The organism is Pseudomonas sp. IT-P2, from assembly GCF_949767575.1.
GTDB lineage: Bacteria > Pseudomonadota > Gammaproteobacteria > Pseudomonadales > Pseudomonadaceae > Aquipseudomonas > Aquipseudomonas pharyngis.
This window is the reverse complement of sequence record NZ_CATKQA010000048.1, coordinates 1-26,178: the sequence shown is the minus strand read 5'-3', so window position 1 is coordinate 26,178 and position 26,178 is coordinate 1. Positions and strand designations below refer to the sequence as shown.

The 26,178-nt window shown below is 60.1% G+C and carries 30 protein-coding genes and 1 pseudogene; 15 read left to right on the top strand and 16 right to left on the bottom strand.

Features of this window, described 5'->3' with window-relative positions; all coding sequences use genetic code 11:
- The first annotated feature begins 36 nt into the window (after positions 1-36).
- A complete protein-coding gene (locus ACM6JM_RS27455; protein WP_414882788.1) occupies positions 37-582 on the top strand; it encodes a hypothetical protein in 546 nt (181 codons plus the stop codon).
- A 56-nt stretch (positions 583-638) separates the two neighbouring features.
- Here the strand turns inward: ACM6JM_RS27455 and ACM6JM_RS27450 are convergent, their stop codons facing one another.
- Entirely contained in the window at positions 639-1,253 is a 615-nt protein-coding gene (locus ACM6JM_RS27450; RefSeq protein ID WP_210709788.1) for a hypothetical protein, read from the bottom strand.
- A 123-nt stretch (positions 1,254-1,376) separates the two neighbouring features.
- Positions 1,377-1,835 carry a GNAT family N-acetyltransferase gene (locus tag ACM6JM_RS27445; protein WP_103385916.1) on the bottom strand — a complete coding sequence of 153 codons (459 nt, stop codon included), beginning with the start codon at positions 1,833-1,835 and terminating at the stop codon, positions 1,377-1,379.
- Positions 1,836-1,958: 123 nt separating this feature from the next.
- Between ACM6JM_RS27445 and ACM6JM_RS27440 the strand changes: the two genes are divergently transcribed.
- The gene (locus ACM6JM_RS27440) at positions 1,959-2,600 is read left to right on the top strand and encodes a TetR/AcrR family transcriptional regulator (RefSeq protein WP_103386010.1); all 642 of its coding nucleotides are present in this window, start codon (positions 1,959-1,961) and stop codon (positions 2,598-2,600) included.
- 9 nt (positions 2,601-2,609) lie between these two features.
- Here the strand turns inward: ACM6JM_RS27440 and ACM6JM_RS27435 are convergent, their stop codons facing one another.
- From ACM6JM_RS27435 to ggt, 3 genes are all read right to left on the bottom strand, one after another.
- Positions 2,610-3,629, bottom strand: a complete 1,020-nt coding sequence (locus ACM6JM_RS27435) for a lysozyme inhibitor LprI family protein (protein ID WP_103385915.1) — start codon at positions 3,627-3,629, stop codon at positions 2,610-2,612.
- 108 nt (positions 3,630-3,737) lie between these two features.
- Entirely contained in the window at positions 3,738-4,271 is a 534-nt protein-coding gene (locus ACM6JM_RS27430; RefSeq protein WP_103385914.1) for a cysteine hydrolase family protein, read from the bottom strand.
- A gap of 65 nt (positions 4,272-4,336) precedes the next feature.
- Positions 4,337-6,064, bottom strand: a complete 1,728-nt coding sequence (gene ggt / locus ACM6JM_RS27425) for a gamma-glutamyltransferase (protein WP_039767376.1) — start codon at positions 6,062-6,064, stop codon at positions 4,337-4,339.
- Between the two features lie 136 nt (positions 6,065-6,200).
- Between ggt and ACM6JM_RS27420 the strand changes: the two genes are divergently transcribed.
- Positions 6,201-6,716, top strand: coding sequence for a methylated-DNA--[protein]-cysteine S-methyltransferase (locus ACM6JM_RS27420; RefSeq protein ID WP_074688920.1), 516 nt, complete (start codon positions 6,201-6,203; stop codon positions 6,714-6,716).
- Here ACM6JM_RS27420 and ACM6JM_RS27415 read toward each other — a convergent pair.
- From ACM6JM_RS27415 to ACM6JM_RS27400, 4 genes and pseudogenes are all read right to left on the bottom strand, one after another.
- On the bottom strand, positions 6,713-7,303 hold the full coding sequence (locus ACM6JM_RS27415) for an NUDIX domain-containing protein (RefSeq protein ID WP_074688922.1): 591 nt from the start codon (positions 7,301-7,303) through the stop codon (positions 6,713-6,715). The two genes, ACM6JM_RS27420 and ACM6JM_RS27415, sit on opposite strands and share 4 nt — an antisense overlap.
- 142 nt (positions 7,304-7,445) lie before the next feature.
- Positions 7,446-8,471: pseudogene (locus tag ACM6JM_RS27410) on the bottom strand (chitinase); the annotation flags it as partial.
- Positions 8,472-8,510: 39 nt separating this feature from the next.
- Entirely contained in the window at positions 8,511-9,146 is a 636-nt protein-coding gene (locus tag ACM6JM_RS27405; protein ID WP_039767385.1) for a lytic polysaccharide monooxygenase auxiliary activity family 9 protein, read from the bottom strand.
- A 223-nt stretch (positions 9,147-9,369) separates the two neighbouring features.
- Entirely contained in the window at positions 9,370-9,807 is a 438-nt protein-coding gene (locus ACM6JM_RS27400; RefSeq protein WP_039767386.1) for a hemerythrin domain-containing protein, read from the bottom strand.
- A 137-nt stretch (positions 9,808-9,944) separates the two neighbouring features.
- On the opposite strand from ACM6JM_RS27400, the gene ACM6JM_RS27395 reads away from it, so the two are divergent.
- Positions 9,945-10,370 (top strand): GNAT family N-acetyltransferase, encoded by a 426-nt coding sequence (locus tag ACM6JM_RS27395; RefSeq protein WP_414882787.1) that lies wholly within the window; start codon positions 9,945-9,947, stop codon positions 10,368-10,370.
- A 61-nt stretch (positions 10,371-10,431) separates the two neighbouring features.
- Here the strand turns inward: ACM6JM_RS27395 and ACM6JM_RS27390 are convergent, their stop codons facing one another.
- On the bottom strand, positions 10,432-10,782 hold the full coding sequence (locus ACM6JM_RS27390; RefSeq protein WP_039767389.1) for a hypothetical protein: 351 nt from the start codon (positions 10,780-10,782) through the stop codon (positions 10,432-10,434).
- 135 nt (positions 10,783-10,917) lie between these two features.
- Here ACM6JM_RS27390 and ACM6JM_RS27385 point away from each other — a divergent pair, with 135 nt between their 5' ends.
- The 8 genes from ACM6JM_RS27385 (at position 10,918) to ACM6JM_RS27350 (ending at position 15,541) form a co-directional block, all read left to right on the top strand.
- The gene (locus tag ACM6JM_RS27385; protein ID WP_210709787.1) at positions 10,918-11,247 is read left to right on the top strand and encodes a DUF6388 family protein; all 330 of its coding nucleotides are present in this window, start codon (positions 10,918-10,920) and stop codon (positions 11,245-11,247) included.
- Positions 11,248-11,271: 24 nt separating this feature from the next.
- The gene (locus ACM6JM_RS27380) at positions 11,272-11,973 is read left to right on the top strand and encodes a YoaK family protein (protein WP_210709786.1); all 702 of its coding nucleotides are present in this window, start codon (positions 11,272-11,274) and stop codon (positions 11,971-11,973) included.
- A gap of 100 nt (positions 11,974-12,073) precedes the next feature.
- Positions 12,074-12,466 (top strand): sulfurtransferase complex subunit TusD, encoded by a 393-nt coding sequence (gene tusD / locus ACM6JM_RS27375; protein WP_074689306.1) that lies wholly within the window; start codon positions 12,074-12,076, stop codon positions 12,464-12,466.
- Between the two features lies 1 nt (position 12,467).
- On the top strand, positions 12,468-12,824 hold the full coding sequence (tusC, locus tag ACM6JM_RS27370; protein WP_039767393.1) for a sulfurtransferase complex subunit TusC: 357 nt from the start codon (positions 12,468-12,470) through the stop codon (positions 12,822-12,824).
- Positions 12,824-13,117, top strand: coding sequence for a sulfurtransferase complex subunit TusB (gene tusB, locus ACM6JM_RS27365; RefSeq protein WP_163975822.1), 294 nt, complete (start codon positions 12,824-12,826; stop codon positions 13,115-13,117). The genes tusC and tusB overlap by 1 nt, the downstream gene beginning before the upstream one ends.
- Entirely contained in the window at positions 13,114-13,449 is a 336-nt protein-coding gene (locus tag ACM6JM_RS27360) for a TusE/DsrC/DsvC family sulfur relay protein (protein WP_039767398.1), read from the top strand. Before tusB ends, ACM6JM_RS27360 begins: the two co-directional genes overlap by 4 nt.
- Positions 13,446-14,447 carry a glycosyl transferase family protein gene (locus ACM6JM_RS27355; RefSeq protein WP_074688932.1) on the top strand — a complete coding sequence of 334 codons (1,002 nt, stop codon included), beginning with the start codon at positions 13,446-13,448 and terminating at the stop codon, positions 14,445-14,447. The genes ACM6JM_RS27360 and ACM6JM_RS27355 overlap by 4 nt, the downstream gene beginning before the upstream one ends.
- Before the next feature lie 92 nt (positions 14,448-14,539).
- Positions 14,540-15,541: a glutathione S-transferase family protein gene (locus ACM6JM_RS27350; RefSeq protein ID WP_414882786.1), complete on the top strand. Its 1,002-nt coding sequence runs from the start codon at positions 14,540-14,542 to the stop codon at positions 15,539-15,541.
- Between the two features lie 45 nt (positions 15,542-15,586).
- Here the strand turns inward: ACM6JM_RS27350 and cysG are convergent, their stop codons facing one another.
- The 6 genes from cysG to ACM6JM_RS27320 all read right to left on the bottom strand — a co-directional run bounded on the left by cysG (position 15,587) and on the right by ACM6JM_RS27320 (position 23,106).
- The gene (gene cysG / locus ACM6JM_RS27345; protein ID WP_210709782.1) at positions 15,587-16,981 is read right to left on the bottom strand and encodes a siroheme synthase CysG; all 1,395 of its coding nucleotides are present in this window, start codon (positions 16,979-16,981) and stop codon (positions 15,587-15,589) included.
- Positions 16,982-18,262, bottom strand: a complete 1,281-nt coding sequence (serS, locus tag ACM6JM_RS27340; protein WP_074688938.1) for a serine--tRNA ligase — start codon at positions 18,260-18,262, stop codon at positions 16,982-16,984.
- Positions 18,263-18,277: 15 nt separating this feature from the next.
- Positions 18,278-18,652, bottom strand: coding sequence for a fluoride efflux transporter CrcB (gene crcB / locus ACM6JM_RS27335; protein ID WP_007958188.1), 375 nt, complete (start codon positions 18,650-18,652; stop codon positions 18,278-18,280).
- The gene (locus ACM6JM_RS27330) at positions 18,652-19,974 is read right to left on the bottom strand and encodes a replication-associated recombination protein A (RefSeq protein ID WP_007958186.1); all 1,323 of its coding nucleotides are present in this window, start codon (positions 19,972-19,974) and stop codon (positions 18,652-18,654) included. Before ACM6JM_RS27330 ends, crcB begins: the two co-directional genes overlap by 1 nt.
- Positions 19,975-19,998: 24 nt before the next feature.
- Complete coding sequence (gene lolA / locus ACM6JM_RS27325) at positions 19,999-20,619, bottom strand: outer membrane lipoprotein chaperone LolA (protein ID WP_011334944.1); 621 nt, start codon at positions 20,617-20,619, stop codon at positions 19,999-20,001.
- A 78-nt stretch (positions 20,620-20,697) separates the two neighbouring features.
- The gene (locus ACM6JM_RS27320; RefSeq protein WP_011334945.1) at positions 20,698-23,106 is read right to left on the bottom strand and encodes a DNA translocase FtsK; all 2,409 of its coding nucleotides are present in this window, start codon (positions 23,104-23,106) and stop codon (positions 20,698-20,700) included.
- 522 nt (positions 23,107-23,628) lie between these two features.
- On the opposite strand from ACM6JM_RS27320, the gene aat reads away from it, so the two are divergent.
- The 3 genes from aat to infA all read left to right on the top strand — a co-directional run bounded on the left by aat (position 23,629) and on the right by infA (position 25,406).
- A complete protein-coding gene (aat, locus tag ACM6JM_RS27315; RefSeq protein WP_414882785.1) occupies positions 23,629-24,309 on the top strand; it encodes a leucyl/phenylalanyl-tRNA--protein transferase in 681 nt (226 codons plus the stop codon).
- A gap of 58 nt (positions 24,310-24,367) precedes the next feature.
- On the top strand, positions 24,368-25,075 hold the full coding sequence (locus tag ACM6JM_RS27310) for an arginyltransferase (RefSeq protein ID WP_007958178.1): 708 nt from the start codon (positions 24,368-24,370) through the stop codon (positions 25,073-25,075).
- Positions 25,076-25,187: 112 nt separating this feature from the next.
- Positions 25,188-25,406 (top strand): translation initiation factor IF-1, encoded by a 219-nt coding sequence (gene infA, locus ACM6JM_RS27305; RefSeq protein WP_002553999.1) that lies wholly within the window; start codon positions 25,188-25,190, stop codon positions 25,404-25,406.
- The last annotated feature ends 772 nt before the right edge of the window (positions 25,407-26,178 follow it).

Below are 26,178 nucleotides of genomic sequence, written 5' to 3'. Positions count from 1 at the left end.
ATTCGCCCCCCTCTTCTCTACGCGCAAGGAACTGCCGTGAAAAAATCGCTGTTGTTGATCCCGTTGTTTGCCCTGCTCCTGCAAGGCTGTGGCATGACCATGGCCCGTTACGAGCCAAGCTTCGACAATGTTCAGAAGCTCAAGCAAACCCCGCCGCTGCACGCGATCAGCAATCCACAGGTCAGCGCTGAATCGGGCGAAGGCTCGTTGATGGTCCGCGCCAACCCGATCAAGTCGCCGACCGGCAGCATCCCGGCGCATATCCAGGACGCGATCACCGAAGAACTGCGCAAGGCTGGTCTGCTCGATCCGCAGGCGACGCGTCATCTGCAGGTACTGGTCGTGAAAAACCAGTTGAACGCTGGCATGGGTACCGGTGATGGCACCATCGCTGCGCGTTTCACCCTGCGCAATGGCAACGATGTGGTGTACGACGCCACCAAGGATGTCAGCCATCAGTGGAACAGCAGCTTTTTCGGCTTTATCGCGATTCCCAACGCGACCAACGCCTACAACCCGATGCTGCAGGACTTGCTGAAGAATCTGTACAGCGATCCACAGTTCATTCAGGCCCTGAAGTAAGGGCAAAAAAAAGAGCCGCGATTGCGGCTCTTTTTTTGCCCACTCGCTGGAGTGAGTCAGATACCCGAATACTTCGGACGGTTGCTATCGGCCCATTCCTTGAGCAACGCATTGACCTGCCGAGTGAATGTATCGGTCACCGCCGCTTTCGGCGTATTGAACGCCAGCGGGAGGAACCAGATGCCCATCCAGGTGCCGACCGCGTCGTGGTTACTCGCGGTGGACAGCGGCTGGCCTTGCTGATCGAGGGTTTCCAGGCTCATGGTGTACTGGTCGGTGGCATAGGCTGGAATGATCGTCATGCTCAGACCACTGATGAACGCCAGCACCAGCTGACCGCCATTCGGTGGATGGTTGTACATTTTCAGACGCAGGCTGTAGTCACCTGGCTGCTTCTCGAACTGGTCGAAGGTCACACGACCGAACAAACCCGAATCCTTCAGGACGGTTTGCAATTGCGGTTTGAGCATGTCCCGAGCTTGTGGCATTTCCACGGCGGAAGCGCTTTTCGGCTCGCCCTGGTAAAAGTCGAAATCGACATAGACGTTTGGCTTGTTGGCATAGCTGGCCATCGATGGCAGCGTGACCGGAGCCACTTCGTCCTGGGTGAAACTGGCACAGCCGCCCAGCGCGAGCACCAGACTCAGCGCCAGGATTTTCCCGAATTGCATGATGTCTTCCCTAAAAGTGATATCAAAGAGCCTCCATTGCGGAGCACCGGGGCGGATTCTAGTGATCGTCTACGTTCAGGAAAAGACCTGATTCGGGAAAAACGTGAAAAAGAGTGCGCCAGCTCAGCTTTGGCGCAAATCGAGGGTGTACGTGTAATAGCCCGTATCGCGCACCCAACCGAGTGATTCGTACAAACCCTGGGCGCTGAAATTATCGGTGGCGGTTTCCAGTACCAGTCCCTTGGCGCCGGTTTCGACGGCGAAGTCGCGGGCGGTGTTCATTAAAAGCCGCCCCACTCCACGGCCACGGGCGGCCGGCGTGGTGAACAGGTCGCTGAGCAGCCAGATGCGGTGGGCGTCAATCGAAGAAAACGTCGGGTATAGCTGGACGAATCCCAGCGCCTCACCGCTTTCATCTTCAACCAGAAAAATCGCCGATTCATTGCCGGCCATGCGCTCGGCAATAAAGGCTCGCGATTGCTCGAGGTTCGACGGCTGGCCATAAAAGCCGCGATAGGCGTCGAACAGCTTCGCCACCGCGTCGAGGTGAGTCGTCGTGGCGCGCAGGGCCCGGAGAGTCATTGGCCTTTTCCTGACGTTATTGAAATTGAAACCAGCATAGCGCCGAGAAACGAGTTCGCTGGCTTAATCGCTATATAGTTTTGTATATTTCGAACCCGAAATGGCCAGACCTCCATGCCGTCCATGAGCAGCATCCGCGCACGCAACCAGCAACTGATCCTGGCCGCCGCCAGTGAAGAATTCGCCGCCAACGGCTTCGACGCGACCCAGACCCGCGACATCGCCGCACGCGCCGGTGTGCCCAAAGCCAACCTGTATTACTACTTCCAGAGCAAGGAAAACCTCTACGGCAAAGTGCTGCTCGGCTTCGTCGAACCGTTGCTGGAAGCCTCGGCGGTGCTGCGCGAAAGCGACGACCCACTGATTGGCCTGCGCGCCTACGTTGCCGCCCGCATCCGCATCGCCCGCGAGCATCCGGCGATCGCCAAGGTTTTCAGTAGTGAGTTGCTGCTCGGCGGCCGTCAGTTGCCCGACGAATGCCGCGACCTATTGCACGGTGAGGCACGGCGGAATGTCGAGTGCCTGCGCAGCTGGATCGACCGTGGTCTGCTGGCGCCGGTCGATCCCGAGCATTTGATGTTGTTCATCTGGTCGGCGACGCGCACCTACACCAACATTGGCTGGCAGATGGGGCGCATCACCGGGCGGGAGGTGCCGCAGGATGAGGATTATGCGGTGGCGGCGCAGACGATTACGCGGCTGGTGTTGAGCGGTGCCGTGTCCGAGCCGGTGAGTGATGTTCGCAGGTTGATGTTTGCGACCTGAACGTGAGAGTCAGGGCATCAGGTCCAGGGGCAGTGTCGCCTCTCCCGCCAAGCGTTCATGCCACGCCAGCAGCACATCAGGCACCCGCTTTTTCCATTTGGGAACGTTGGTGTAATACCGCGCCCTGACTTTGCGTTGCTCATCGAAAACCAATAGCACCAGCCAAACTCGGCCTCCCGGCGCGCTCATCAGAATCGCCGCGTTGCTGGAAGCCAGACCTCGCAGCCAGAACTCATTGACCTCACCCCCCGGCACATCACTAGAGGTCTCGCCGGCTGCCATTGAGCCGCTATTTTGCAGCAGCGTCTGATAGTCATTTTTGAGCAACGTGCGTAATGCCTGATCTTCTTGCTGCGTACGCACGACGCCAAGGCTCAGCAAGTCGTATTCAATCGCGATCGGTTGGTCAGATGCCACATACCTTCCATCGTAGTAAACGCCCATCCCGCCACCACAAGCCCCCTCACCGCCATCGGAATCAACATCCAGCAAACCGTTGAGGGCGCTGAATTTCAGGGTGCAGTTGCCTTCAGCGAAATGCGCTACGGCACCGTCGATTGTGGCCACACCGTCCATGTCACCAGAGTTGCCACCATTTGACGCAGAAACATCAAAGGCAATATGCGTGGCGTCCACACGCTTGGTTATGACTTCTGCCGCCGATGAAACGCCCCACGGAATCATCTGCCAGGTGGCATCCCAGCTGAAAGGCTTGGCCACGTATTCAAGCGCTTTCAGACGCATCAAATATTCACGGCGCAGGCAGGAGCTATTGGCAGCGCATTGATTGCGCTGTTTCAACCATGAACGCTGATCAGCCTTGAGCGCTTGCGGGTCAGCCACCTGCGCCAACGTTGTCCGCCAGAGCGCCCCGAGTTTCTCATCGAGACTCGAGGTATACGGATCCGCACAAACGGCTTTTTCAACGGGACTGGAAGCGCCAGTACAGTCAAAACTGGCAGCGTGGGACGTGGTAGCAAATACGAGACACGTCAGCAGCAAGGCGTGACGGAGATTGAAAGCGAGCATCGACAGATTCCATTCCTGAGGCGGCAGCAGTATGCCGGGCTCGGGCTATCGATGCTCTGATTTTTCACCGGTTGCTGGCGGACAACCGGGCTCTTGTGCAAGAACGACTCAGAATCTGATTTCAGCCGCCGGCTTCACATCGATCCGCGCCACGGAACCGGTCAGGTGCGCCCAGTCCTTGTTGTGTTCGGCGATGATGTCTTCGGCGCTCATGTTGCCGTTGTCGACCGTCGTATGGGCGTCGGCCGCCAGCTCCACGTCGTAGCCCAACTGGTGGGCCTGACGCACGGTGGCGTTGACGCAGTAATCGGTTTGCATGCCGCAGATCACCAGGCGGTCGAAGTCTTCCCGGGGGATCAGTTTCTGCAGATTGGTCTGGTAGAACGAGTCGTTGGCAGTCTTGTCGACGCGCAGATCGCCAGGTGCAGTGTTCAGGCCTTCAGCCAATTGCCAGCCTTCGGCGCCGTGGGCGAACGGGCTGTCCTTTTCGTTGTGCTGGATCAGCACCACCGGCACACCCGACTGGCGCGCACGGGCGCTGAGGCCGTTGATGGTGTCGATTACCCGTTTGGCGTCGTGGCACTCGTATTCGCCCGCGCACAGGGCGCGCTGGACATCGATGATCAGCAATGCGGTGGTCATGGTGAGCCTTCCTTGATTGGTCCTTGGACAGGGGCGGACCTGTGCCCGCCCCCTTTTTACTCCGCTCAGTAACCCAATGACAACCCGGTGTTGCGCCGTGGATCGTTGGCGCCGTAGAAGCGGTTCTTTCCGACTGGTTTACCCCCCAGCGACGGTGCACCGACCAGAATCGCAGCGATGTGGTTGGCGTCCTGCGGACCCGCGAACTTGTGGCCCCAGCTCTCGAGAATCTTCTTCGTGTCGGGGCTGGCGGCGAAGTCTTCGAGGTTGGTTTCCTCCGGCATCCACTGCTGGTGGAAACGTGGAGCGTCGACCGCTTCCTGCAGGCCCATGCCGTAGTCGATGACGTTGAGCATGGTCAGCAACGTCGCGGTAATGATGCGACTGCCACCCGGCGTACCGACCACCATCACCACTTTGCCGTCCTTGGTGACGATAGTCGGGCTCATCGAGGACAGCGGCGCCTTGCCCGGAGCAATGGCGTTGGCCTCACCCTGCACCAGGCCGTACATGTTCGGTACGCCGACCTTGGAAGTGAAGTCGTCCATTTCATCGTTGAGGATCACCCCGGTCTTGCTCGCCATCACGCCTGCGCCGAACCAGTCGTTGAGGGTGTAGGTGACCGAGACCGCGTTGCCCCACTTGTCGACGATCGAATAGTGCGTGGTGTTGCTGCCTTCATGGGGCGCGACGCCGGGTTTGAGTTCCGCCGACACACCGGCCTTCTGCGGCTGGATCGCGTTGCGCAGCTTGGTCGCGTAGTTCTTGTCCAGCAGGTGTTCGATCGGATTCTTCACGAAATCCGGGTCGCCCAGATAGCTGTTGCGATCCACGTACGCGTGGCGCATCGCCTCAATCTGGTAGTGCATGCCTTGGGCCGAATGGAAGCCCAGATCCTTCATTGGATAGCCTTCGAGGATGTTCATGATCTGGCAGATCACGACGCCACCGGAGCTTGGCGGCGGTGCCGATACGACGTGATAGCCGCGATAGTCGCACTCCACCGGGGCCAGTTCGCGGGTCTTGTATTTGTCGAGGTCGGCCTGGGTAATGATGCCCTTGTTGGCCTGGCTGGAGGTAACGATGGCGTCGGCCACCCAGCCTTTATAAAAACCGTCGGCGCCTTTTTCGGAAATGGTGCGCAGGGTTTTACCCAGGTCCTTCTGCACCAGTTTCTGCCCGACCTGCATCGGCTCGCCGTTGCTCAGAAAGATCGCGCCGGAATCCTTGATGTCTTTCTTGAACACGTCCGTGGCGTACTCCAAAAGCTCGACGTCGCCCTGTTCCAGTTCAAACCCTTCTTCAGCCAGTTTGATGGCCGGGGCAATCATTTCCTTGCGCGGTTTGGTGCCGTACTTGCTCAGTGCCAGCTCCATGCCGGACACGGTGCCCGGAACGCCGACCGCGAGGTGGCCACGGGTGCTCAGATCAGGGATGACGTTGCCGTCCTTGTCGAGGTACATGTTGGCCGTCGCGGCCAGCGGGGCTTTTTCGCGGAAGTCGAGGAAGGTCTTGCGTCCGTCCGCCAGTTGAATGGTCATGAAACCACCGCCACCGAGGTTGCCCGCCGCCGGGTAAACCACTGCCAGTGCATAACCCACGGCGACCGCCGCATCCACCGCGTTGCCACCACTTTTCAGCACGTCGACACCCACGTGAGTGGCCAGGTGCTGGGCGGTGACCACCATGCCGTTTTCGGCGGCCACCGGGGCAACCGAAGCCGCATGGGCCATAAGGCAGCTGAGCGCCAATGAGGTCGCAATCAGCGATTTGGCAAAAGGTTCGTACTTCATGAGTCGGTCTCTTCTTTTTATAAGGTAGGAAAGCGCTTCAAGAGCACCAGCCAGTATGGTCGCGATTGCGGTTTGCGCCTCCCCGATCCGGCAGTATGCTGGGCGCTGTTTCCCGCCCCATCCCGGAGTTTTGCCCATGGCCTACACGTTCATCACCCTGCCCTCGCCTGTCGGCGAGTTGAAGCTGGTCGCGAACGGCTCACGTCTGGCCGCCATCCTCTGGGAAAACGACAAACCGAACCGGGTGCGCCTGGGGCCGATGAGCGAGGCACCGGACAATCCGCTGTTGCTGAAAACCGCGCGACAGCTGGAAGAATATTTTGCAGGAACGCGAAACGCGTTCGATCTGGAGCTGGACTTTGCCGGCACCGAATTCCAGAAAAAGGTCTGGGCCGCGTTGCTGACCATTCCGTTTGGCGAAACCCGCACCTACAGCCAGATTGCCGAACAGATCGGCCACCCGAGTGCGGTGCGTGCGGTCGGCGCGGCAAACGGGCGCAATCCGATTTCGATCATTGCGCCGTGCCATCGAGTCATCGGCGCCTCAGGCAAACTGACCGGTTTTGCCGGAGGCCTGGAAGCCAAGGAGCGTCTGCTGACCCTGGAGGGTGGCCAGTGGTCGAACATTGGTAAAACCGGTGACTTGTTTTAACTGCCAAACAGGTTATTCATCGCCGCGTATTGCAGCAGCATGATGGTCTTGGCATCGCAGATCTCGCCTCGCTGGAACGCCGCCAGCGCGTCGTCGAAACGCCACTCCAGCACTTCCAGTTCTTCGGTCTCTTCTTCCAGACCGCCCCCTTCACTGACCTTTGACGAGGCATCGTACTCGGCGATGAAAAAGTGCAATTTCTCGGTCACCGAGCCGGGGCTCATGTAGGCCTCGAACACCTTCTTCACGTCATGCACGCGGTAACCGGTTTCTTCCTCGGCCTCGTCGCGGATGCGCTGCTCCGGCGCCGCGCCTTCGAGCAGTCCGGCCGCCACTTCAATCAGCAAACCGTCGTGACCGTTGACGAACACCGGCAGGCGGAACTGTCGGGTCAGCACCACGGTGCGTTGCTCGCGGTTGAACAGCAGAATCGCCGCGCCATTGCCACGGTCGTAGACCTCGCGCGTCTGGCGCTGCCAGTCACCGTTGTTGCGGTGATAGTCGAAGGTTATTTTCTTCAGTAGATACCAGTCGTGGGACAACACCTGGGTATCGACGATGTTGACCCGCTCGGCTGTGTTGGACATGACGCGTGATCCTTTTTTGTCATCGGAAGAAGGCCATGGTAGGTGAAATGATGCAAACCGCCGACGAAAAAAAGCCCGGCAGCGCTACCGGGCTTTCCTTCATTGACTACTGATGTGCCACGTTCACCGTCGCTGCATCAGCACCCTGTGCCGCAGAGGGCGCGCCGTGAATCAGCGGCCCATAACGCCGACAGAACTCCCAGTTGTACGGCACGCGATCCTTGCTGGTGCCATTGTCCCAGTTCACCGACCAGGTCATCAGGCCCTTGATCGGATGCCCTTTGACCGCCAGGCGTTTCATCGCGTTGCCGACCACGGTCTTGTCGATCACGTAACCGGTGGCGGCGGCATCGACGTTGGCCGGCAGGCCGATGACGAACTTGTCCGCCGGGATCCTGGTGAAACCGCGAGTGCCGGTCACCAGGCTCTCGGTCAGGTAATAGAGGAAATCCTCTTTCATCGCGTCGTTGTTCTGGGCGATCCACGCTCCGCTGCCGTTATTGGCTTCCGGCACCCAGACCCCGTCGCCACCCTGGTTGTAGAACTGCGGAGCGATGAAGTCGTAATAGCCTTCCAGCGCCTGCAGATATCCGACGTATTTGCCGGAGGCGGTCAAGTACGGAAACTCCGGCGCCATGCTGATGATGAAATGCTTGCCTTCGCCTGCGTAGTGATCCTTGACCAGTTTCAGCGCGGCCGGCAGGACGGTCTTGTTGGCAGCGAAATCAATCGCGCTCTGCTCAAGATCGATGTCCAGGCCGTCAAAGCCGTAGGTTTCCACCAGACGGATGATTTCGTTGGCCAGCGGTTGCTCCTGACCGGCGCGCAACTCGATGTGCGCATCGGCACCGCCCAGGGAAATCAGCACCGCCCGCCCCTGACTGTTGAGCACGCCGACCTGACGGCGAAACTCGGCATCGGAGACGTTGAACGGCTTGAAGGTCGGAATCCCGCTGCCCTTCATGAAGGCCACCGCGACCACGTTGTATTCCTTCGGGACGTTTTCCAGGGTGATGTTGGCGAACTGGCCGCGCTGGTAACCATCGCTCGGGCCGGCCGGCCAGTTGTGCCAGAAACCCATGAGGATCTTCTTGCCGGCAAGGCTCGGCATCAGCGATGCCGCATCGCTGGCCTGGTTATTCAATAGGGTGAAGTCAATGTTTGACATGTTCTAATCCTTCAGAACGTGTGGGTGGACGTTGCGGACTTATTTGAAGTCCACATCGAAGGCCTGATAGAAGGCGTTGCCGGTGTTGGCGACGATCCACATCAGAACGATGACGTGATGCCCCTGCTTGTTGCCCGGCAGTTGCACCGTGTGGGTGACCTTGGCTTTCAATTCCGCCGCATGACTGTAGTACGGCACTTGCGGATAGAAATCCTCGGCAAACGGTTGCGCTTCCAATTGCGCTCGGGTGATGCGTTGTTTCGGGTCCCAGCCATCTCTGGTGATCAGCCAGCGGTAACCGCGAGTGGTGTGCGGCGCGGTGTATTCCCATTTGACCTCAAGGGTCTGGCCGGGAGTGACATTGAGCAGTGGCCAGGAGAACGGGCGCCCGAGTTTCTTGCTCATTTCTTCTGCGGTGAAGTTCACACAGTCACGTGCGTCGTTCTTGCCGCCACTGAGAATATAGCCGTCAGCGGGCGGTACGACGCTCGGGTTGTCGCTTTCGAACGGCGCGGGGAACGGACCAGCCGCGAGTGCCGGGAAGTTCTTGCCGCCCTCCATTTCATTGACCTGCCAGCCACCGAGCAATCCTTGCTCGATGGCCACCGCGCCGCGGCTTGCAGGGGAAATGACGCGACCGTGTCGCAGTTGGGTTTGAGCTTGTGGTTGGTTCATGTTTTTCACTCCGTTGATTTAAGAACTCTCCAGTCCGAGGAGAGGCCTTCAAGCTAACGGAGGGGGATTTTTTGTCCATCGGCGGTTTTGTCGCAGTCGGCCTCGGCGAAACTTCAAAAATGCCGAAAACACTGTATATAAACACAGCTCGCTGCGACGACGCTCACTCAACGCATGGCAAAAAGACTACACCGCGTCATTACAAACACCTGCGTTCACCGGTTCAGGGAAGCTGCGCTCTGAACTCCTTTTCATACTGCCCGGCGAGCTGTTCCTTTTGCTTGTCGTCGAGCAGCTTGCCGGCCATCTGGAAGAATTTCTGCTCTTCCTCCTGCAAGTGGTGATGGACCTTATCCGCGAGCTTTTTTGCCATCGCCAGCCAGGCCGGGCTGGACATGTCGGTCTCGTCGAGCTCTTCCATCATCTCGTCCATTTCATGGTGTTCGGCAATGGCATGGCGACTGAGGTCGACACCCTTGTCGATCTCCATCAACGGAATATAGAAATGGCGCTCTTCGGCGGTTTCGTGGGCCTGAAGCTCAGCTTTCAGCTGTTTGTAGGCCTCAACCCTTTCCGGGGTGTCACCGCTGGTCTTGATCAACGATTTCGCGTAGGTCCGCTGACGATCGTGGCTTTCACGCAGGGCTTCGAAAATGTTCATGGAATCTCCCAGGCAAACGCGTACCGGATGGACGCCCTGAAGGGCTAGACCGCGGCGCAGGAGCGACGGTTCCAAGCGATTGCTTCAATCGGCTGTGGCGCGATAGGCTGCCGATTCATTACTACAAGGAAGACAACATGACGTTGCGGATCGAGCTGTCGCAGGACCCCACCGAAGAACAGCGCGCGGCCATCCTGGCGCCGCTGCGTGCCTACAACATTGCCAAGGCCGGGCCGACGCTGTACGAACCGGTCGCGCTGCTGGTGCGCGACGACAACGACGCGATCCTCGGTGGCCTCTATGGGCACACGTTCTATCGATGGCTGTTTATCGAGTTGCTGGCGGTGCCGGAACAAGGCCGGGGACAGGGCATCGGCTCGAAGCTGATGAACATGGTCGAGGAGTTTGCACGGGAAAAGGACTGCGTTGGGATCTGGCTCGATACCTTTGATTTTCAGGCGCCCGGGTTCTACAAAAAACTGGGTTATAGCGAATGTGGCGAGATTGTGGATTATCCGCTGGGGCACAAGCGGCATTTCTTCCAGAAACGCTTGATTGATTGATTTCAGCGACCCTCGCCCGCAGGCTGGTGAGGGTCGCAAAATCAACGCATCCAGCCGCCCGTTACAGACAGGTCGCCAGCGCCGCCAAGCGGCGCTTGGCCACAAAATCATCCTTCTGCGCGTAGTAATTCAATACGGTACCGGACGCATCCGTGGTCAAGTCGACAAACGACTCCGCCGAGCGCGTATAGACCGTGGAACCGCCCTTCTTGCCCGGTTGCAGATACGCCGCCGCGTCCACGCCGAACACCGCTTCGTCCTGCCAGGCAAATTGCACGCACTGGGCCACGACTTTTTCGGGTTTGTCCGAATTCAGGGTCTTGTAAGGGGTTTGCGTGCGGGCGTCTTCCATCGCCGAACCCGCGCAACCGGCCAGCAGGGCTGCCGCCAGTGCCACCATCAGCATTCGCATTGCATTCGCTCATTCGGAAAAAACCGGACTGTACCACCGCAACGCCAAAAATCGTTCTGCTTTACTGCATTTAGAGCGCGACACATGCCGGCCGCTGCGGCACATTAACGGTCATCAGCCTTACAAGGAAAGCCCATGGCGCCTACTGACCAGCGACACGAACAGGCCCTGAAACTGTTTCTCGATGCGCGCCCGGAACTGCGCGAAGCCCTTGACCACCTCAATCCGCTGCTGGCCCAGGCCAAGGGCGAAACCCAGGCGCAGTACCGCGAAGAACGCCTGCACGAAGCCTTCGAAGCCGAGGCCGAAAGCCAGGGTCTGTTTGCCTGGGAACTGACGTTGCAGCTCACCGCCGCGACGCCCGAGGACTATCAGGCGCAACGCCTGGAAGTGCATCGCGAAGTGGCGGAAATGGCCGGCATGGACTGGCTGGAATATTGCGATCTGTATGGCATAGAACCGTAAACCCCGCTCAAGGACGCTGCCTCGATGCTGCCTTCCACCTCGACCCACCGCGCCAGCCCCGGACATCTTCACAAACAGAAATGGCGCGGCCGTGTGGGACTGGCGCTGGTTGCCAGCCTGTCGGTGCTGGCCGGCATGACCGACGCCATCGGCTTCATGGCCAGCGGCGATTTCGTTTCCTTCATGAGCGGCAACACCACGCGGCTGGCGGTGGCGATCAGTGATGGCGACAGCGGACTGACATTAAGGCTGATCCTGCTGGTCGCGACGTTCATTGTCGGTAATGCCCTCGGGGTTGTGGTCAGCCGACTGGGTGGTCGGCGGGCGCTGCCCTTGTTGTTGTCCATCGCCGCTCTGCTCTGCTTGGCAGCCTGGCCCTTTGACACGCAACTGCCGGCCCTGCTGGCGGCGATCATTGCGATGGGCATGCTCAACGCGGCGGTGGAAGAAGTGAACGGCCTGCCGGTCGGGCTGACGTACGTCACCGGCGCCCTGTCCCGATTCGGCCGTGGATTGGGCCGCTGGGTGCTCGGCGAACGGCGAAGCGGCTGGCGGGTGCAACTGGTGCCGTGGAGCGGAATGCTGGTCGGCGCCATTCTGGGGGCAGCGCTGGAACATCATCTGGGACTCAAGGCCATGTTGGTCAGCGGTATGTTCGCCGCCGTACTGGGGCTGCTGACCCTGAAAATTCCGCGGCGCTGGCAGCTGGGCTACATGCCGCGCTGACGGACGCCTGCTCGTATCGAGACGGGCGCGGGAAACATCCACTTCGCCGCCCCGCCGAGAAAGCTTTATCATGGCCGCAGTTTTGCTGATCGAGTCCGTCATGAAGTTCGCCATTGCGCTGTTTTCCGCCGCCCATGCGCCCTCCTCGCGCCGCGCCCTGCTGTTCGCCCAGGCTGCGCTGGCCGGCGGGCATGAGATTGTCCGGCTGTTTTTCTATCAGGACGGGGTCCACAACGCGTCCGACGCCGTGGTCACGCCGCAGGACGAACTGGACCTGCCCAAACAGTGGCGAACCTTCATCAGCGAACAGAACCTCGATGGCGTGGTGTGCATCGCCGCCGCCCTGCGCCGTGGCGTGTTGAATGCCGAGGAAGCCGGGCGTTATCAGCGTGATGCCGTGGCCGTCAGCGCGCCGTGGGAATTGTCCGGCCTCGGTCAGTTGCATGACGCGGTGCAGGATGCCGACCGCCTCATCTGTTTCGGAGGCGCATGACATGGCCAAATCCCTTCTGATTATCAGCCGTCAATCGCCGTGGTCCGGTCCCGGCGCCCGCGAAGCGCTGGACATCGTGCTCGCCGGCGGCGCCTTCGATCTGCCGATCGGTCTGCTGTTTCTCGACGACGGCGTGTTGCAACTGGCCGCCGGGCAAAACGCCAAGGCCCTGCAACAGAAAGACCTGAGCGCCAACCTGCAAGCGCTGCCGATGTTTGGCGTCGAAGAGCTGTTCTACTGCGCCGACAGCGCCAGTGTTCGCGGCCTCGGCGATCGTTCGCTGGACGAGGCGCAGCCTTTGGCCGCCGAGCAAATCACCGCCCTCATTGACCGTTACGACCAGGTGATCACCCTCTGATGTCGACTTTGCATGTGTTGTCCCACTCCCCGTTCGGCGACGAACGCCTGACCAGTTGCCTGCGCCTGCTCGGTTCTGCCGATGCACTGTTGCTGTCTGGCGATGCCGTTTATGCGCTGCAGCCTGGCACCGCGCCGTTCAGTGCGCTGGAATCCCGCAAGATGAAATTGTTCGTGCTGGCCGAAGACGCGCAAGCCCGTGCCGTGCAGGTTCCGGACTGGGCCGAAGCCATCGATTATCCGGCCTTCGTCGAGCTGTCGATCCAACACGACAAGGTCAACAGCTGGCTATGAATGCGTTGACCATCGGCGCCCGCGCCATTGAACTGGACAAGGACGGCTTTCTGGTCGACCTCAACGACTGGTCGGCCGAAGTCGCCAGCGCCCTCGCCGCTGCCGAAGATATCGAACTGAGCCCGGAACACTGGGAAGTCCTCGAATTGCTGCGCAGCTTCTACGCCGAATTCCAGCTGTCACCGGCCACCCGGCCGCTGATCAAGTACACCGCACTCAAGCTCGGCGCGGAGAAAGGCAACAGCCTGCACCTGAACCGACTGTTCAAAGGCACCCCTGCCAAACTCGCCGCGAAACTGGCGGGCCTGCCCAAACCGACGAATTGCCTATGACCGACTATCCAGCGCTGACCCTCGAAACGCCCGCCGAGCATCCATTCGCCCAGTTCGTGCGCATCCTCGGCAAGGGCAAGCGCGGCGCCCGCGACCTCACCCGCGAGGAAGCCCGGCAAGCCATGGGCATGGTCCTCGACGAAGCGGTCGAAGAAACCCAGCTCGGCGCGTTCCTGATGTTGCTGCGGCACAAGGAAGAAAGCGCCGAGGAGATGGCCGGTTTCACCGAGGCCCTGCGCGAGCGCTTGCAGGCCCCGGCGCTGAACGTCGATCTGGACTGGCCGACTTACGCCGGCAAGAAGCGTCACCTGCCGTGGTATCTGTTGGCCGCCAAGTGCCTGGCGCAGAACGGCCTGCGCATTTTCATGCACGGCGGCGGCGCACACACCGCCGGGCGCTTGTACTCCGAACAATTGCTCGGTGAGCTGAACATTCCGCTGTGCCGCAACTGGCAACAGGTTGGCGCGGCGCTGGACAACGGTGGTCTGGCGTTCATGCCGCTGGTGGACTGGGCGCCGCAATTGCAACGGATGATCGACCTGCGCAACACCCTCGGCCTGCGCTCGCCGATTCACTCACTGGCGCGGATTCTCAATCCGCTGGGCGCGCGTTGCGGCCTGCAGAGTATTTTCCACCCCGGCTATCAGGCGGTGCACCGCGATGCCAGCGGCCTGCTCGGCGACACGGCGATCGTGATCAAGGGCGACGGCGGCGAGATCGAGATCAACCCGGATGCCGACAGCCACTTGTACGGCACCACCGGCGGCGAGAGCTGGGACGAGGAATGGCCGCAGCTGTCGGCGCAGCGTCACGTCAAACCGGCGTCGCTGGATATCGAGCATTTGAAGGCCGTTTGGCGCGGCGATGTGGTCGACAGTTACCCGCAAATGGCGTTGATCTCGACCATGGCGTTGGCGCTGCGCGGCCTCGGCCAAAGCCGTGAACAGGCTTTTGAAACCGCGGAGCAATACTGGGCCGCGCGGGATAAATCGATTTAACCGATCATTAACGCCCGATCTTTGCGCTTTTTGTTCGAACTCATCGGAATAGACTCAACTCCAACGAATTATTGGTTTCTGGAGTCTTGATCATGGGTTTACTCGTCGACGGCCGCTGGCAGGACAAGTGGTACGAAAGCAGCAAGGACGGCGCGTTCCAGCGCGAACAGGCGCAGCGCCGCAACTGGGTCACTCGCAATGGCGAGCCGGGCCCGAGCGGTGAAGGCGGTTTTGCCGCCGAAGCCGGGCGTTATCACCTTTATGTCTCTCTCGCCTGTCCGTGGGCCCATCGCACGCTGATCCTGCGCAAGCTCAAAGGCCTGGAAAGCCTGATCGACGTTTCCGTCGTCAGCTGGCTGATGCTGGAAAACGGCTGGACCTTCGATCAGAACCTCGGTTCGACCGGCGACAAACTCGACCATTTCGATTTCATGCACCAGCGCTACACCGCCGACACCGCCGACTACACCGGCCGCGTCACCGTGCCGGTGCTGTGGGACAAAAAGCTCAAGCGCATCGTCAGCAACGAATCGGCGGAGATCATCCGCATGTTCAACAGCGCCTTCGATGACCTGACCGGCAACGATCTGGACTTCTATCCGGCGCCATTACGCAGTGAGATCGATTCGCTGAACGAGCGGATCTACCCTGCCGTGAACAACGGCGTGTATCGCGCCGGTTTCGCCACCTCGCAAAAAGCCTATGAAGAAGCGTTCGATGACGTGTTTGCCGAACTGAATCATCTGGAGCAGGTGCTGGGCGCCAACCGTTATTTGACGGGTGAATACCTGACCGAGGCGGACGTGCGCTTGTTCACCACACTGATTCGTTTCGACGCGGTGTACCACGGGCACTTCAAATGCAATCTGCGGCGGATCAGCGATTATCCGAATCTGTCGAACTGGCTGCGGGAGATGTACCAGTGGCCGGGCGTTGCCGAGACCGTGGATTTCCAGCACATCAAGAACCACTACTACGGCAGCCACAAGACCATCAACCCGACCGGGGTTGTGCCGAAGGGGCCGGAGCAGGATTTCACTGCTGCTCATGACCGGGACCGGTTGGGCGGGAAAGGGGTTTGGCGCAGAGGTTGAGAGCAGGATCGTTCCCACCGCGTGGGAACGATCCCTTCAGAGTCGTCAGATCTGACCCTGAGCGCCCTCGAACCACGCCAGTTTCTCGCGCAGTTGCACCACTTCGCCGACGATCACCAGCGTCGGCGCATGCACTTCATGCTCCGCCACCAGACGCGGCAGGTCGGCCAGCGTGCCGGTGAAGACCCGCTGATTGACCGTGGTGCCCTGCTGGATCAGCGCGGCCGGCGTTTCGGCCGCACGACCATGTTTGATCAACTGCTCGCAGATGATCGGCAATCCCACCAACCCCATGTAGAACACCAGCGTCTGAGCCGGCGCGACGAGGTCCGACCACGGCAGATCGGTCGAACCGTCCTTCAAGTGCCCGGTGACGAAACGCACCGACTGAGCGTAGTCGCGATGAGTCAGCGGAATCCCGGCATATGCCGCGCAACCGCTGGCCGCCGTGATCCCCGGCACCACCTGAAACGGGATGCCATGGGCCGCCAGTTCCTCGATCTCTTCGCCGCCACGGCCGAAGATGAACGGATCCCCGCCCTTCAACCGCACCACACGCTTGCCGGCCTTGGCCAGATCCACCAATTGCTGGTTGATCTGATCCTGCGGCACGGCGTGATCGGCGCGACGTTTGCCGACGTAGACCCGCTCGGCATCGCGGCGGCACAGCTCAAGAATCGCCGGAGCCACCAAGCGGTCGTACAGCACCACATCGGCTTGCTGCATCAGGCGCAAGGCGCGGAAGGTCAGCAGATCCGGATCACCCGGCCCTGCGCCCACCAGATACACCTCACCGGTCGTAACCATGGCTTCGCCGTCAATCTTGGCTTGCAGCAAACGTTCGGCTTCGGCGCCCTGTCCTGCCAGTTGCCGGTCGGCGATCGGCCCCTGGAACACGTCTTCCCAAAAACCGCGACGTTGCTGCACATCGGGAAACAGGCCTTTGACCTGATCGCGAAACCGCGCGGCCAGACCGGCCAGATGGCCGTAGGTCGAGGGAATCCAGGTTTCGATCTTGGCGCGGATCAGCCGGGCCAGCACCGGCGCATCGCCGCCGCTGGAAACCGCGATGATCAGAGGTGAGCGATCGACGATTGCCGGGAAAATCACGCTGCACAGCGCCGGCGCATCGACCACATTGACCGGCACGCAACGCCGATGGGCATCGGCGGAAACTTGCGCGTTCAACGCTTCGTCGTCGGTGGCGGCAATGATCAGCCCGCAACCGTCCAGATCCGTTTCGGCGTAGCCACGCAGCAGGCATTCGCCACCGCTGGCGGCGACCAGTTCGCGCAGTTGCGCTTCGATTTCAGGTGCGACCACCCGCAGCAGCGCACCGGCATCGGCCAGCAGGCGGGACTTGCGCAAGGCAATCTCCCCCCCACCGACGACCAACACACGACTGCCGCGCAGGTTGTGAAACAGCGGCAGATATTTCATTTAGCCGATGACCTCAAGGCCACCCATGTACGGCTTCAGCACGTCCGGCACACGGATCGAACCGTCGGCCTGCTGGTAGTTTTCCAGCACGGCCACCAGGGTACGACCGACTGCCAGACCGGAACCGTTCAGGGTGTGCACCAGCTCAGGCTTGCCGGTTTCCGGGTTGCGGAAACGCGCCTGCATGCGGCGGGCCTGGAAATCGCCGCAGTTGGAGCACGACGAGATTTCGCGGTATTTGTCCTGGCTCGGAATCCACACTTCCAGGTCGTAAGTCTTGACTGCGCTGAAGCCCATGTCGCCAGTGCACAGCGCCAGGGTGCGGTAAGGCAGCTCCAGCAGTTGCAGGACTTTCTCGGCATTGGCGGTCAGGCTCTCGAGCGCTTCCATCGATTTCGACGGCTCGACGATCTGGACCATCTCGACCTTGTCGAACTGGTGCTGACGGATCATGCCGCGAGTGTCACGACCCGACGCGCCGGCTTCGCTGCGGAAGCACGGAGTGTGGGCAACAAACTTGATCGGCAGCTGCTTCGAATCGACGATTTCACCGGCCACGATGTTGGTCAGCGACACTTCGGCGGTCGGGATCAGGTACAGATCGGCTTCGCCTTCGCGAGCGATCTTGAACAGGTCCTCTTCGAACTTCGGCAGTTGACCGGTGCCTTGCAGCGCCGGGGCCTGAACCAGATAAGGCGTGTAAGCCTCTTCGTAGCCGTGCTCGGTGACGTGCAGGTTGATCATGAACTGCGCGAGTGCGCGGTGCAGACGGGCAATCGGGCCGCGCAGCAGAGCGAAACGTGCGCCGGACAGCTTGGCGGCGGTTTCGAAGTCGAGCCAGCCGAACTTCTCGCCCAGAGCCACGTGGTCCTGAACCGGGAAATCGAACGCGGTCGGCGTGCCCCAGCGGCGGACTTCGACGTTGCCGTCTTCGTCTTCGCCGACCGGTACCGATTCGTGCGGCAGGTTCGGGATGCCCAGCAGGATCGAATCCAGTTCGGTCTGGATCGCGTCCAGCTCGACTTTACCGGCGCTCAGTTCGCCCGCCATGCGCTCGACGTCCGCCATCAGCGGCGCGATATCTTCGCCGCGCTGCTTGGCCTGACCGATGGATTTGGAACGCGCGTTACGCTCAGCCTGCAGTGCTTCGGTGCGGGTCTGGACGGTCTTGCGCTGTTCTTCCAGCGCTTCGATGCGCGCGACATCCAGGGCAAAGCCACGGGAAGCCAGGCGGTCCGCTACGTCCTGAAGGTTGCTACGTAACAGTTTGGAATCGAGCATGTCGGTTTCTCGTTATCAAAGTTTGGTCAGGGACAGGCCAGCCCAGGTCGCGAGCAGCCCGCCGAATACGCTGATGGCCGCATAGCCCAGGGCCAGCGGCACTTGCCCGCTTTCCAGCAGGCGCACCGTATCCAGTGAAAAGGATGAAAATGTCGTCAGCCCCCCGAGGAAGCCGACCATCAACCCGGCACGTACCTCGATCGGTACTTCCGGGCGTATCAAAAACAGGCCGTACAACACGCCAATCAGCAGACAGCCCACGATATTAACGGCCAGCGTCGCGGTATAGAAGTGCCGCGGCCAATTGGCGTTGACCCAATTGCCGGTAGCGAAGCGCAACAAAGTGCCGGCAATCCCGCCGACGGAGACTGCAACAATCAATGGAACCACTATTTTCTCCGCTGCCGGGGGCTTAAACGATCAAGTTGGGCGAGGTGGTTGAGCTTTTCGCCGATCTTTAATTCCAGGCCACGGGGCACCGGTTGGTAGAACGGAATCGGGTCGAGTTCTTCCGGGAAATAGTCTTCGCCGGCAGCGTAAGCGTCCGGTTCGTCGTGGGCATAACGGTATTCGTCGCCGTAGCCCAATTGCTTCATCAATTTGGTCGGCGCATTGCGCAGGTGCAGCGGCACCTCCAGCGAGCCGTGTTCGGCGGCGGCGCGTAGCGCAGTCTTGAAGCCCATGTACACGGCGTTGCTTTTCGGCGCACAGGCCAGATAGGTGATGGCCTGCGCCACTGCCAACTCACCTTCCGGGCTGCCGAGGCGTTCCTGCACTTCCCACGCCGCCAGGCACAGGCTCAGGGCGCGAGGATCGGCGTTGCCGATGTCTTCGCTGGCCATCCGCACCACCCGCCGGGCGAGGTACAGCGGATCGCAGCCGCCGTCGATCATTCGCGCAAACCAGTACAGCGCGCCGTCCGGATTGGAACCGCGCACCGATTTGTGCAGCGCAGAAATCTGGTCGTAGAACGCTTCGCCGCCCTTGTCGAAACGCCGGCGAGTGTCGCCGAGCAGGCTTTGCAGCAGCTCGGTGCCCATCTCGCTATTGTCTTCGGCCAGGTCCGAGGCGTTTTCAAGCAGGTTCAGCAGACGCCGGCCATCGCCGTCGGCGGCGGACAGCAGCATCTGGAAGCCTTCATCACTGAGGGTCAGATGACGTTTGCCCAGGCCACGCTCTTCAGTCAGCGCGCGGTGCACCAACTTGCGCAACGCCGCCTCGTCGAGGCTTTTGAGTACGTAGACCCGTGCCCGCGACAGCAATGCATTGTTCAGTTCGAACGAAGGGTTTTCGGTGGTGGCGCCAATGAAGATCAGCGTGCCGTCTTCAACGTACGGCAGAAACGCATCCTGTTGAGACTTGTTGAAGCGGTGCACTTCATCGACAAACAGGATCGTGCGCTTGCCGTACTGACCGGCCTGCTGCTTGGCGATTTCCACCGCCTGACGGATCTCCTTGACCCCGGCCAGCACCGCCGAAACCGTTTCGAAGTGCGCATCCGAGACTTCCGCCAGCAACCGCGCCAACGTGGTTTTGCCCACGCCCGGCGGGCCCCAGAAGATCATCGAATGCAGGGCACCTTGCTCCAGCGCCTCGCGCAGAGGTTTGCCGCGAGCGAGCACGTGTTCCTGACCGACGTACTCATCCAGATTGGTCGCCCGCAAACGGGCAGCCAGTGGCTGGGCAATCGGTGCACTGCGAAACAGATCCATCACGTACCGTTGAAACCTCTGTGTTTATTCCTGGATCACATCGGCACCCTTCGGGATGTCGAACTTGAACTTCGATGCCGGGACCGCTTCGTTGGCCTTCACACCGGTAAACAGGATGTTGGTGCGCTGGCCGACGCTGTCGATCAGTTGCATGTCATTGACCAGACCGTTGCGGAACGACAGGCGCAGACTGTCGAACAGCGTGTCCTTGGTTTTCGGCTTCAGGGTGAAGTCGATCACGCCGCCGGCCTCTTTCGCGGTGATGTCAAAGCTCTGGCTGATCTTCGATACGTCGCCAGACAGCAACAGCGCCGGCGTCTGGGTCAGGCGTTCATCAAGTTTCTTGATGGTGGCCTGCTCCAGGTCCGGGTCCCACAGCGTGACTTTCTTGCCGTCGGACACCATGGTCTGCTCGGCTGGCGCATTGGTATGCCAGTAGAACAGGCCCGGACGCTGCAGGGTCATGTCGCCGGTGGTTTCCTGCAACTGGGTGCCGCTGCCGTCGAGGGTCAACTGGGAAAAATTGGCGGTCAGGGTCTTGGATGTTTCGAGCAATTGGGTCAGGCGAGCCACATCCTTGTCATCGGCGTGAGCCGTGAGGGTGGTCAGAGCCAGTACCGGCAGCAACATGCGGATAAGACGCATGGGAGTCCTCTTGAATACTCGTGGGAAAGTGGACGGCGCTTCATGCACCGCCCATTGCATTTGGATCAGGGTATCGAATCAGTCGCGTACCGGGCCAGGGGCCAGGACTTCGCGGGAACCGTTGGTGTTCATCGACGTCACGACCCCGGCCATTTCCATGGCTTCGATCATGCGCGCGGCACGGTTGTAGCCGATCTTCAGCTTGCGCTGTACAGCGGAGATGGAGGCGCGACGGCTTTCCAGCACGAACTGCACGGCTTCGTCGTACAGCGCGTCGGCTTCCGGATCGTCGCCGTCACCGCCGCCGCTGCTGCCTTCGAAACCACTGCCCGCCTCTTCGACACCGTTGAGGATGTCGTCGTTGTATTCCGGCGCGCCGCGCAGTTTCCAGGCTTCAACCACCCGGTGAACTTCATCGTCGGACACGAATGCGCCGTGAACCCGGATCGGCAGGCTGGTGCCCGGCGGCATGTAGAGCATGTCACCGTGGCCGAGCAGTTGCTCGGCGCCGCCCTGGTCGATGATGGTCCGGGAGTCGATCTTGCTCGATACCTGGAACGCCATCCGCGTCGGGATGTTCGCCTTGATCAGACCGGTGATCACGTCCACCGATGGCCGCTGGGTCGCAAGAATCAGGTGGATACCGGCCGCACGCGCCTTCTGGGCGATACGGGCGATCAATTCTTCTACCTTCTTGCCGACGATCATCATCATGTCGGCGAATTCGTCCACGACTACGACGATGGTTGGCAGCTTCTGCAACAGCGGCGCTTCGTCGTGGATGCTTTCGCGTTTGTACAGCGGATCGCTCAGCGGCTCGCCGGCGTCTTGGGCTTCCTTGACCTTGGCGTTGAAGCCGGACAGGTTTCGCACGCCCATCTTCGCCATCAGCTTGTAGCGACGCTCCATCTCGGCCACGCTCCAGCGCAGGGCGTTGGCGGCGTCTTTCATATCGGTCACGACCGGGCACAGCAGGTGCGGAATGCCTTCGTAGATCGACAGCTCGAGCATTTTCGGGTCGATCATGATCAGCTTGGCGTCGTCCGGGCCGGACTTGAACAGGATCGACAGGATCATCGCGTTCACGCCCACCGACTTACCGGAACCGGTGGTACCGGCCACCAGCAGGTGCGGCATCTTCGCCAGGTCGGTGATGACCGGCTTGCCGCCGATGTCGTGGCCGAGGGCCAGGGTGACCGGCGATTTGAAGTTGTCATACTCAGGCGTCGACAGCACTTCGGAGAAGCGCACGATCTGCCGGTCTTCGTTGGGAATCTCGATACCGACCGTGGTCTTGCCCGGAATCACTTCCACCACCCGCACACTGGTCACGGCCAGCGAACGTGCAAGGTCTTTCGCCAGGTTGGCGATTCGGCTGACCTTCACGCCCGCAGCAGGCTGGATTTCGTAACGAGTAATGACTGGACCGGGGTGGATCGAATCCACGGTGACTTCGACGCCGAATTCCTTAAGCTTGATCTCCAGCAAGTGGCCGACCGCCGCCAGGGATTCAGGCGAATAATTGAGTTGTTTCTTTTCCGCAGGATCGAGAATCGAGATCGGCGGCAAGGTGCCTTCCACGGCACTGTCGACGAACAACGGCACCTGCTTCTCTTTCTGCACGCGCTTGCTTGGCTCCGGCGCCTTGACCGGGGCCGGGGCGATGACCGGCGGCACCTGTTTCTCACGCTCGGACATGTGTTTGCTGAGGGCCTGCTCGCGCTCGATCAGACGTTCCTTGACCTTGGCCTGCTCGCGTTTGTCGGTGACCGTCGGTGCAACCACGTCATGCACGCGATCGTCGACTTCACGCAGCTGCGCGACCAGTTGCTTGCGCTCGGTACGAGCCGACCACCAGCGGTTTAGCGCGCCCTGGAACAGTTCGAACAGGTCAAGCGTGATCTTGCCAGTGATGTCCATCACCTTGAACCACGACAGGTCGGTGAACACCGTCAGGCCGAACAGGAACAGTGCGATGAACAGCAACGTGCTGCCCTGAATGTTCAGGGCGTTGCGGGCCAGATCACCGAGGCTTTCACCCAGCGCACCACCCGCGCCGGCCGGCAATCCGGTGGCTGCATGGAAATGAATGTGCGCCAGCGCAGCGCCGGACAACACCAGAAACACCAGACCGATCAGGCGCCAGGAAAACAGCCAGCCGCTCCACTGCCACGGCTCGTGACGCTGACGGAAGATCTGATACGCCTTGATCGCCAGCAGCAACGGGAATATGTACGCGAAGTAACCCAGCACCATGAACAGGATGTCGGCGCTGTAGGAACCGGCCGGGCCACCGAAATTCTGCACGTCATCGATCTTGCTGTTGTGGCTCCAGCCCGGATCGTCCTTGCCGTAAGTCAGCAAGGCCATCATCAGGAACAGGCACAAGGCGCCGATGGCGATCAATGCACCTTCCTTGAGCCGGTAGTGCAACTGTTGACGCCAGAGCGGAACGACTGTTTTTGGTGCTTCCGTGGATTTCTTCAAAACGCTTCTTTTCCTGCGCCAGAGGCGCGTCCATCTATTGAATGACGATAAAAAACTGCCCAATCCAGGCAGGTAAAAAAATTGACGGGCGCAACGGAGACTACTTTTAACACTGCGCCCCGCCTTTTATAAACACGGCACACGGCGAATATTCTGTAACAGCCCGGCATTGTACGGGTTTGCGCGTTCGATGCCATGCTTCGAAGCCCCAGGTTCAAGCATAGCCAAACGCACAACACCCGACGTTCAATTTGAGCATGCATTACCTTTTGTGACAAAGGCTTATGAGGTGTATTTGATGAACGTAGCGAAGCATTCGCGCCTCATCTCCCATGAACGCCACACATTGACGTCGGCAAGCTTGCTCGCACCGGTGTTGCGCCCGATTACGACCGCATCCGGATGCTCAAGTTGCAGCTACGCAAAAGCCGTACTGCAACGGAGGACATTCGCGTCATTTCCCGGCACACTTTACCGCGGGCCCACTGCCCACCGCCCTCCCCTTCTGCAAGCCTGGACGCCATGCTGACTTGGTTACAACGCAACTCACTGACTTTCCCGCCACTGGAAAAGGCCATGCGCGATCCCAACGGATTGCTGGCGGCCGGCGGAGACCTGTCCGCCGATCGCCTGATCCAGGCCTATCGCCATGGCTGCTTTCCATGGTTTTCCGAGGGTCAGCCGATTCTCTGGTGGTCGCCGGATCCGCGCACCGTGCTTTTTCCCGACGAACTGCACGTCTCGCGCAGCCTCGGCAAATTGATGCGCAAACAGCGTTATCAAGTGACTTTCGATCAGGATTTCGACGCCGTGATCCGCGCCTGCGCCGCCCCCAGGGAATACGCAGACGGCACCTGGATCACCGAGGCGATGCAGAACGCCTATATCGAACTGCACCGGCACGGCTTTGCCCACTCGGTGGAAGTCTGGGATCAGGGCGAACTGGTCGGAGGCCTGTATGGCCTGGCGATGGGGCAACTGTTCTTCGGTGAGTCGATGTTCAGCCGTGCGGACAATGCTTCCAAGTACGGCTTTGCCACGCTGGTGCAACATCTTAAGGAAGCGGGCTTCGTGCTGATCGACTGCCAGATGCCGACCGATCACCTGCACAGCCTTGGCGCCCGGGCCATTTCACGGCAGACATTCGCCGACTATCTGGCCCGGCACCTCGATCAACCCAATCATGCGACCTGGGTTTGCTGAGCGACTTTTGCGCGCGTGGCTTACACTTAATTCACCAGCTTACCCTTGAGGGTTGATCATGACCGAGTTGGCGCGTTTGAAGTTTTATGCCACTCAGCCTCACTCTTGCAGTTATCTGCCCGAGGAACAGGCGACGACCCTGTTTCTCGATCCGAGCCAGCCCATGGATGTGCATGTCTACGCAGATCTGTCAGAAATGGGCTTTCGTCGCAGCGGCGATCATCTTTACCGCCCGCATTGCCAGAACTGCAATGCCTGCGTGCCTGCGCGCATTCCTGTGGCGCAGTTCAACCCCAACCGCCAACAAAAACGCATTTTCAAGCGCAACATCGATTTGCAGGTACGTCCGGTCAAGCCGGCGTTCAGCGAAGAATATTTCGATCTCTATCAGCGCTACATCGAACAGCGCCACGCCGACGGCGACATGTATCCGCCCAGCCGCGATCAATTCTCGACTTTTCTGGTACGCGACCTGCCCTTCTCACGCTTCTACGAGTTCCGGCTCGACGGACGGTTACTTGCAGTCGCCGTCACCGACCTGCTGCCCAACGGCCTGTCCGCGGTCTACACCTTTTACGAGCCGCAGGAAGAACGCCGCAGCCTGGGGCGCTACGCCATCCTCTGGCAAATCGCCGAAGCCCAACGCCTGGGGCTTGAGGCGGTGTACCTGGGCTACTGGATCAAAAACTGCAAAAAGATGAACTACAAGACCCAATATCGGCCCATTGAACTGCTCATTAATCAGCGCTGGGTCATCCTGAACTGAATGCAAACCCTAAACCCCTTGGCGTAAACCCCATTTTTCGGGCACAATGCACGCCGCTTTTGCCTGGCGCAGTTGCACCGGGCCATTCATTGGATACCGAGGGCTTTACTGCATGTCGAAAGAAGACAGCTTCGAAATGGAAGGCACTGTCGTCGACACCCTGCCCAACACCATGTTTCGTGTGGAGTTGGAAAATGGGCACGTCGTAACCGCGCATATTTCCGGCAAGATGCGCAAGAACTACATTCGTATTCTTACCGGTGACAAAGTGCGCGTCGAGCTGACGCCCTATGACTTGAGCAAAGGGCGTATTACTTACCGCGCTCGCTAATCAAGTCAATACAAGACGCCCGGCATTTGCCGGGCGTTTTTGTTTGTCTGGGTTTTGGGTTTCCGCTTGAGTTTTGAGTGTATATCCGTTGCTGCGGTAACGGCTTCTTATGGTTTCGCTCTTACAGCGAGTCCCTTTTTCAAACGCCAAAAAGGAACCAAAAGGCTTTTGCCCCGGCGTACGGCACTTCGCTTAGGCTCAGTGTTCCCTCGCTACGGTGTCCACCAGGGGGCATCGCCTACGGTTTGCTTCGCTGCACCTCCTCTCGATGTATGCGGCTTCGCCGCACGGCGCTGCGCGCCTACCCCCTGATGGACACCTCCGCTCGGCCTGCCGAAGGGGCAAAAAATCAAAAGCAAAAGCAAAAGCAAAAGCAAAAGCAAAAGCAAAAGCCAGATCAAGAGCCCCCGCTCCTCACTACGCAACACGATGAGCGTTAGCTCGAGTACCGCTTTTGATCGCAGGGCCCGTCGGAAGGCTGAGTGGAGGGATTGATCCGGGGGTGGGAGCGCAGCGACCGTGCGGCGCAGCCGCATGCATCGAGAGGAGGTGCAGCGAAGCAAACCGTAGGCGATGCCCCCGGATCAATCCCGGAGCGAAGGAACCCGAGCCACAGCGAGGGCCGTACGTCAGGGTAAAGCCTTTTTGGTTACTTTTTCGGCGTTTGGAAAAAGTGACCCGCCGTAAGGGCGGAATCCTAAGAAGCCGTTACCGCAGCAACGGATATACAAACAAAACCCGAGGAAACACCCAAAACAAAAAAAGGCGCCCG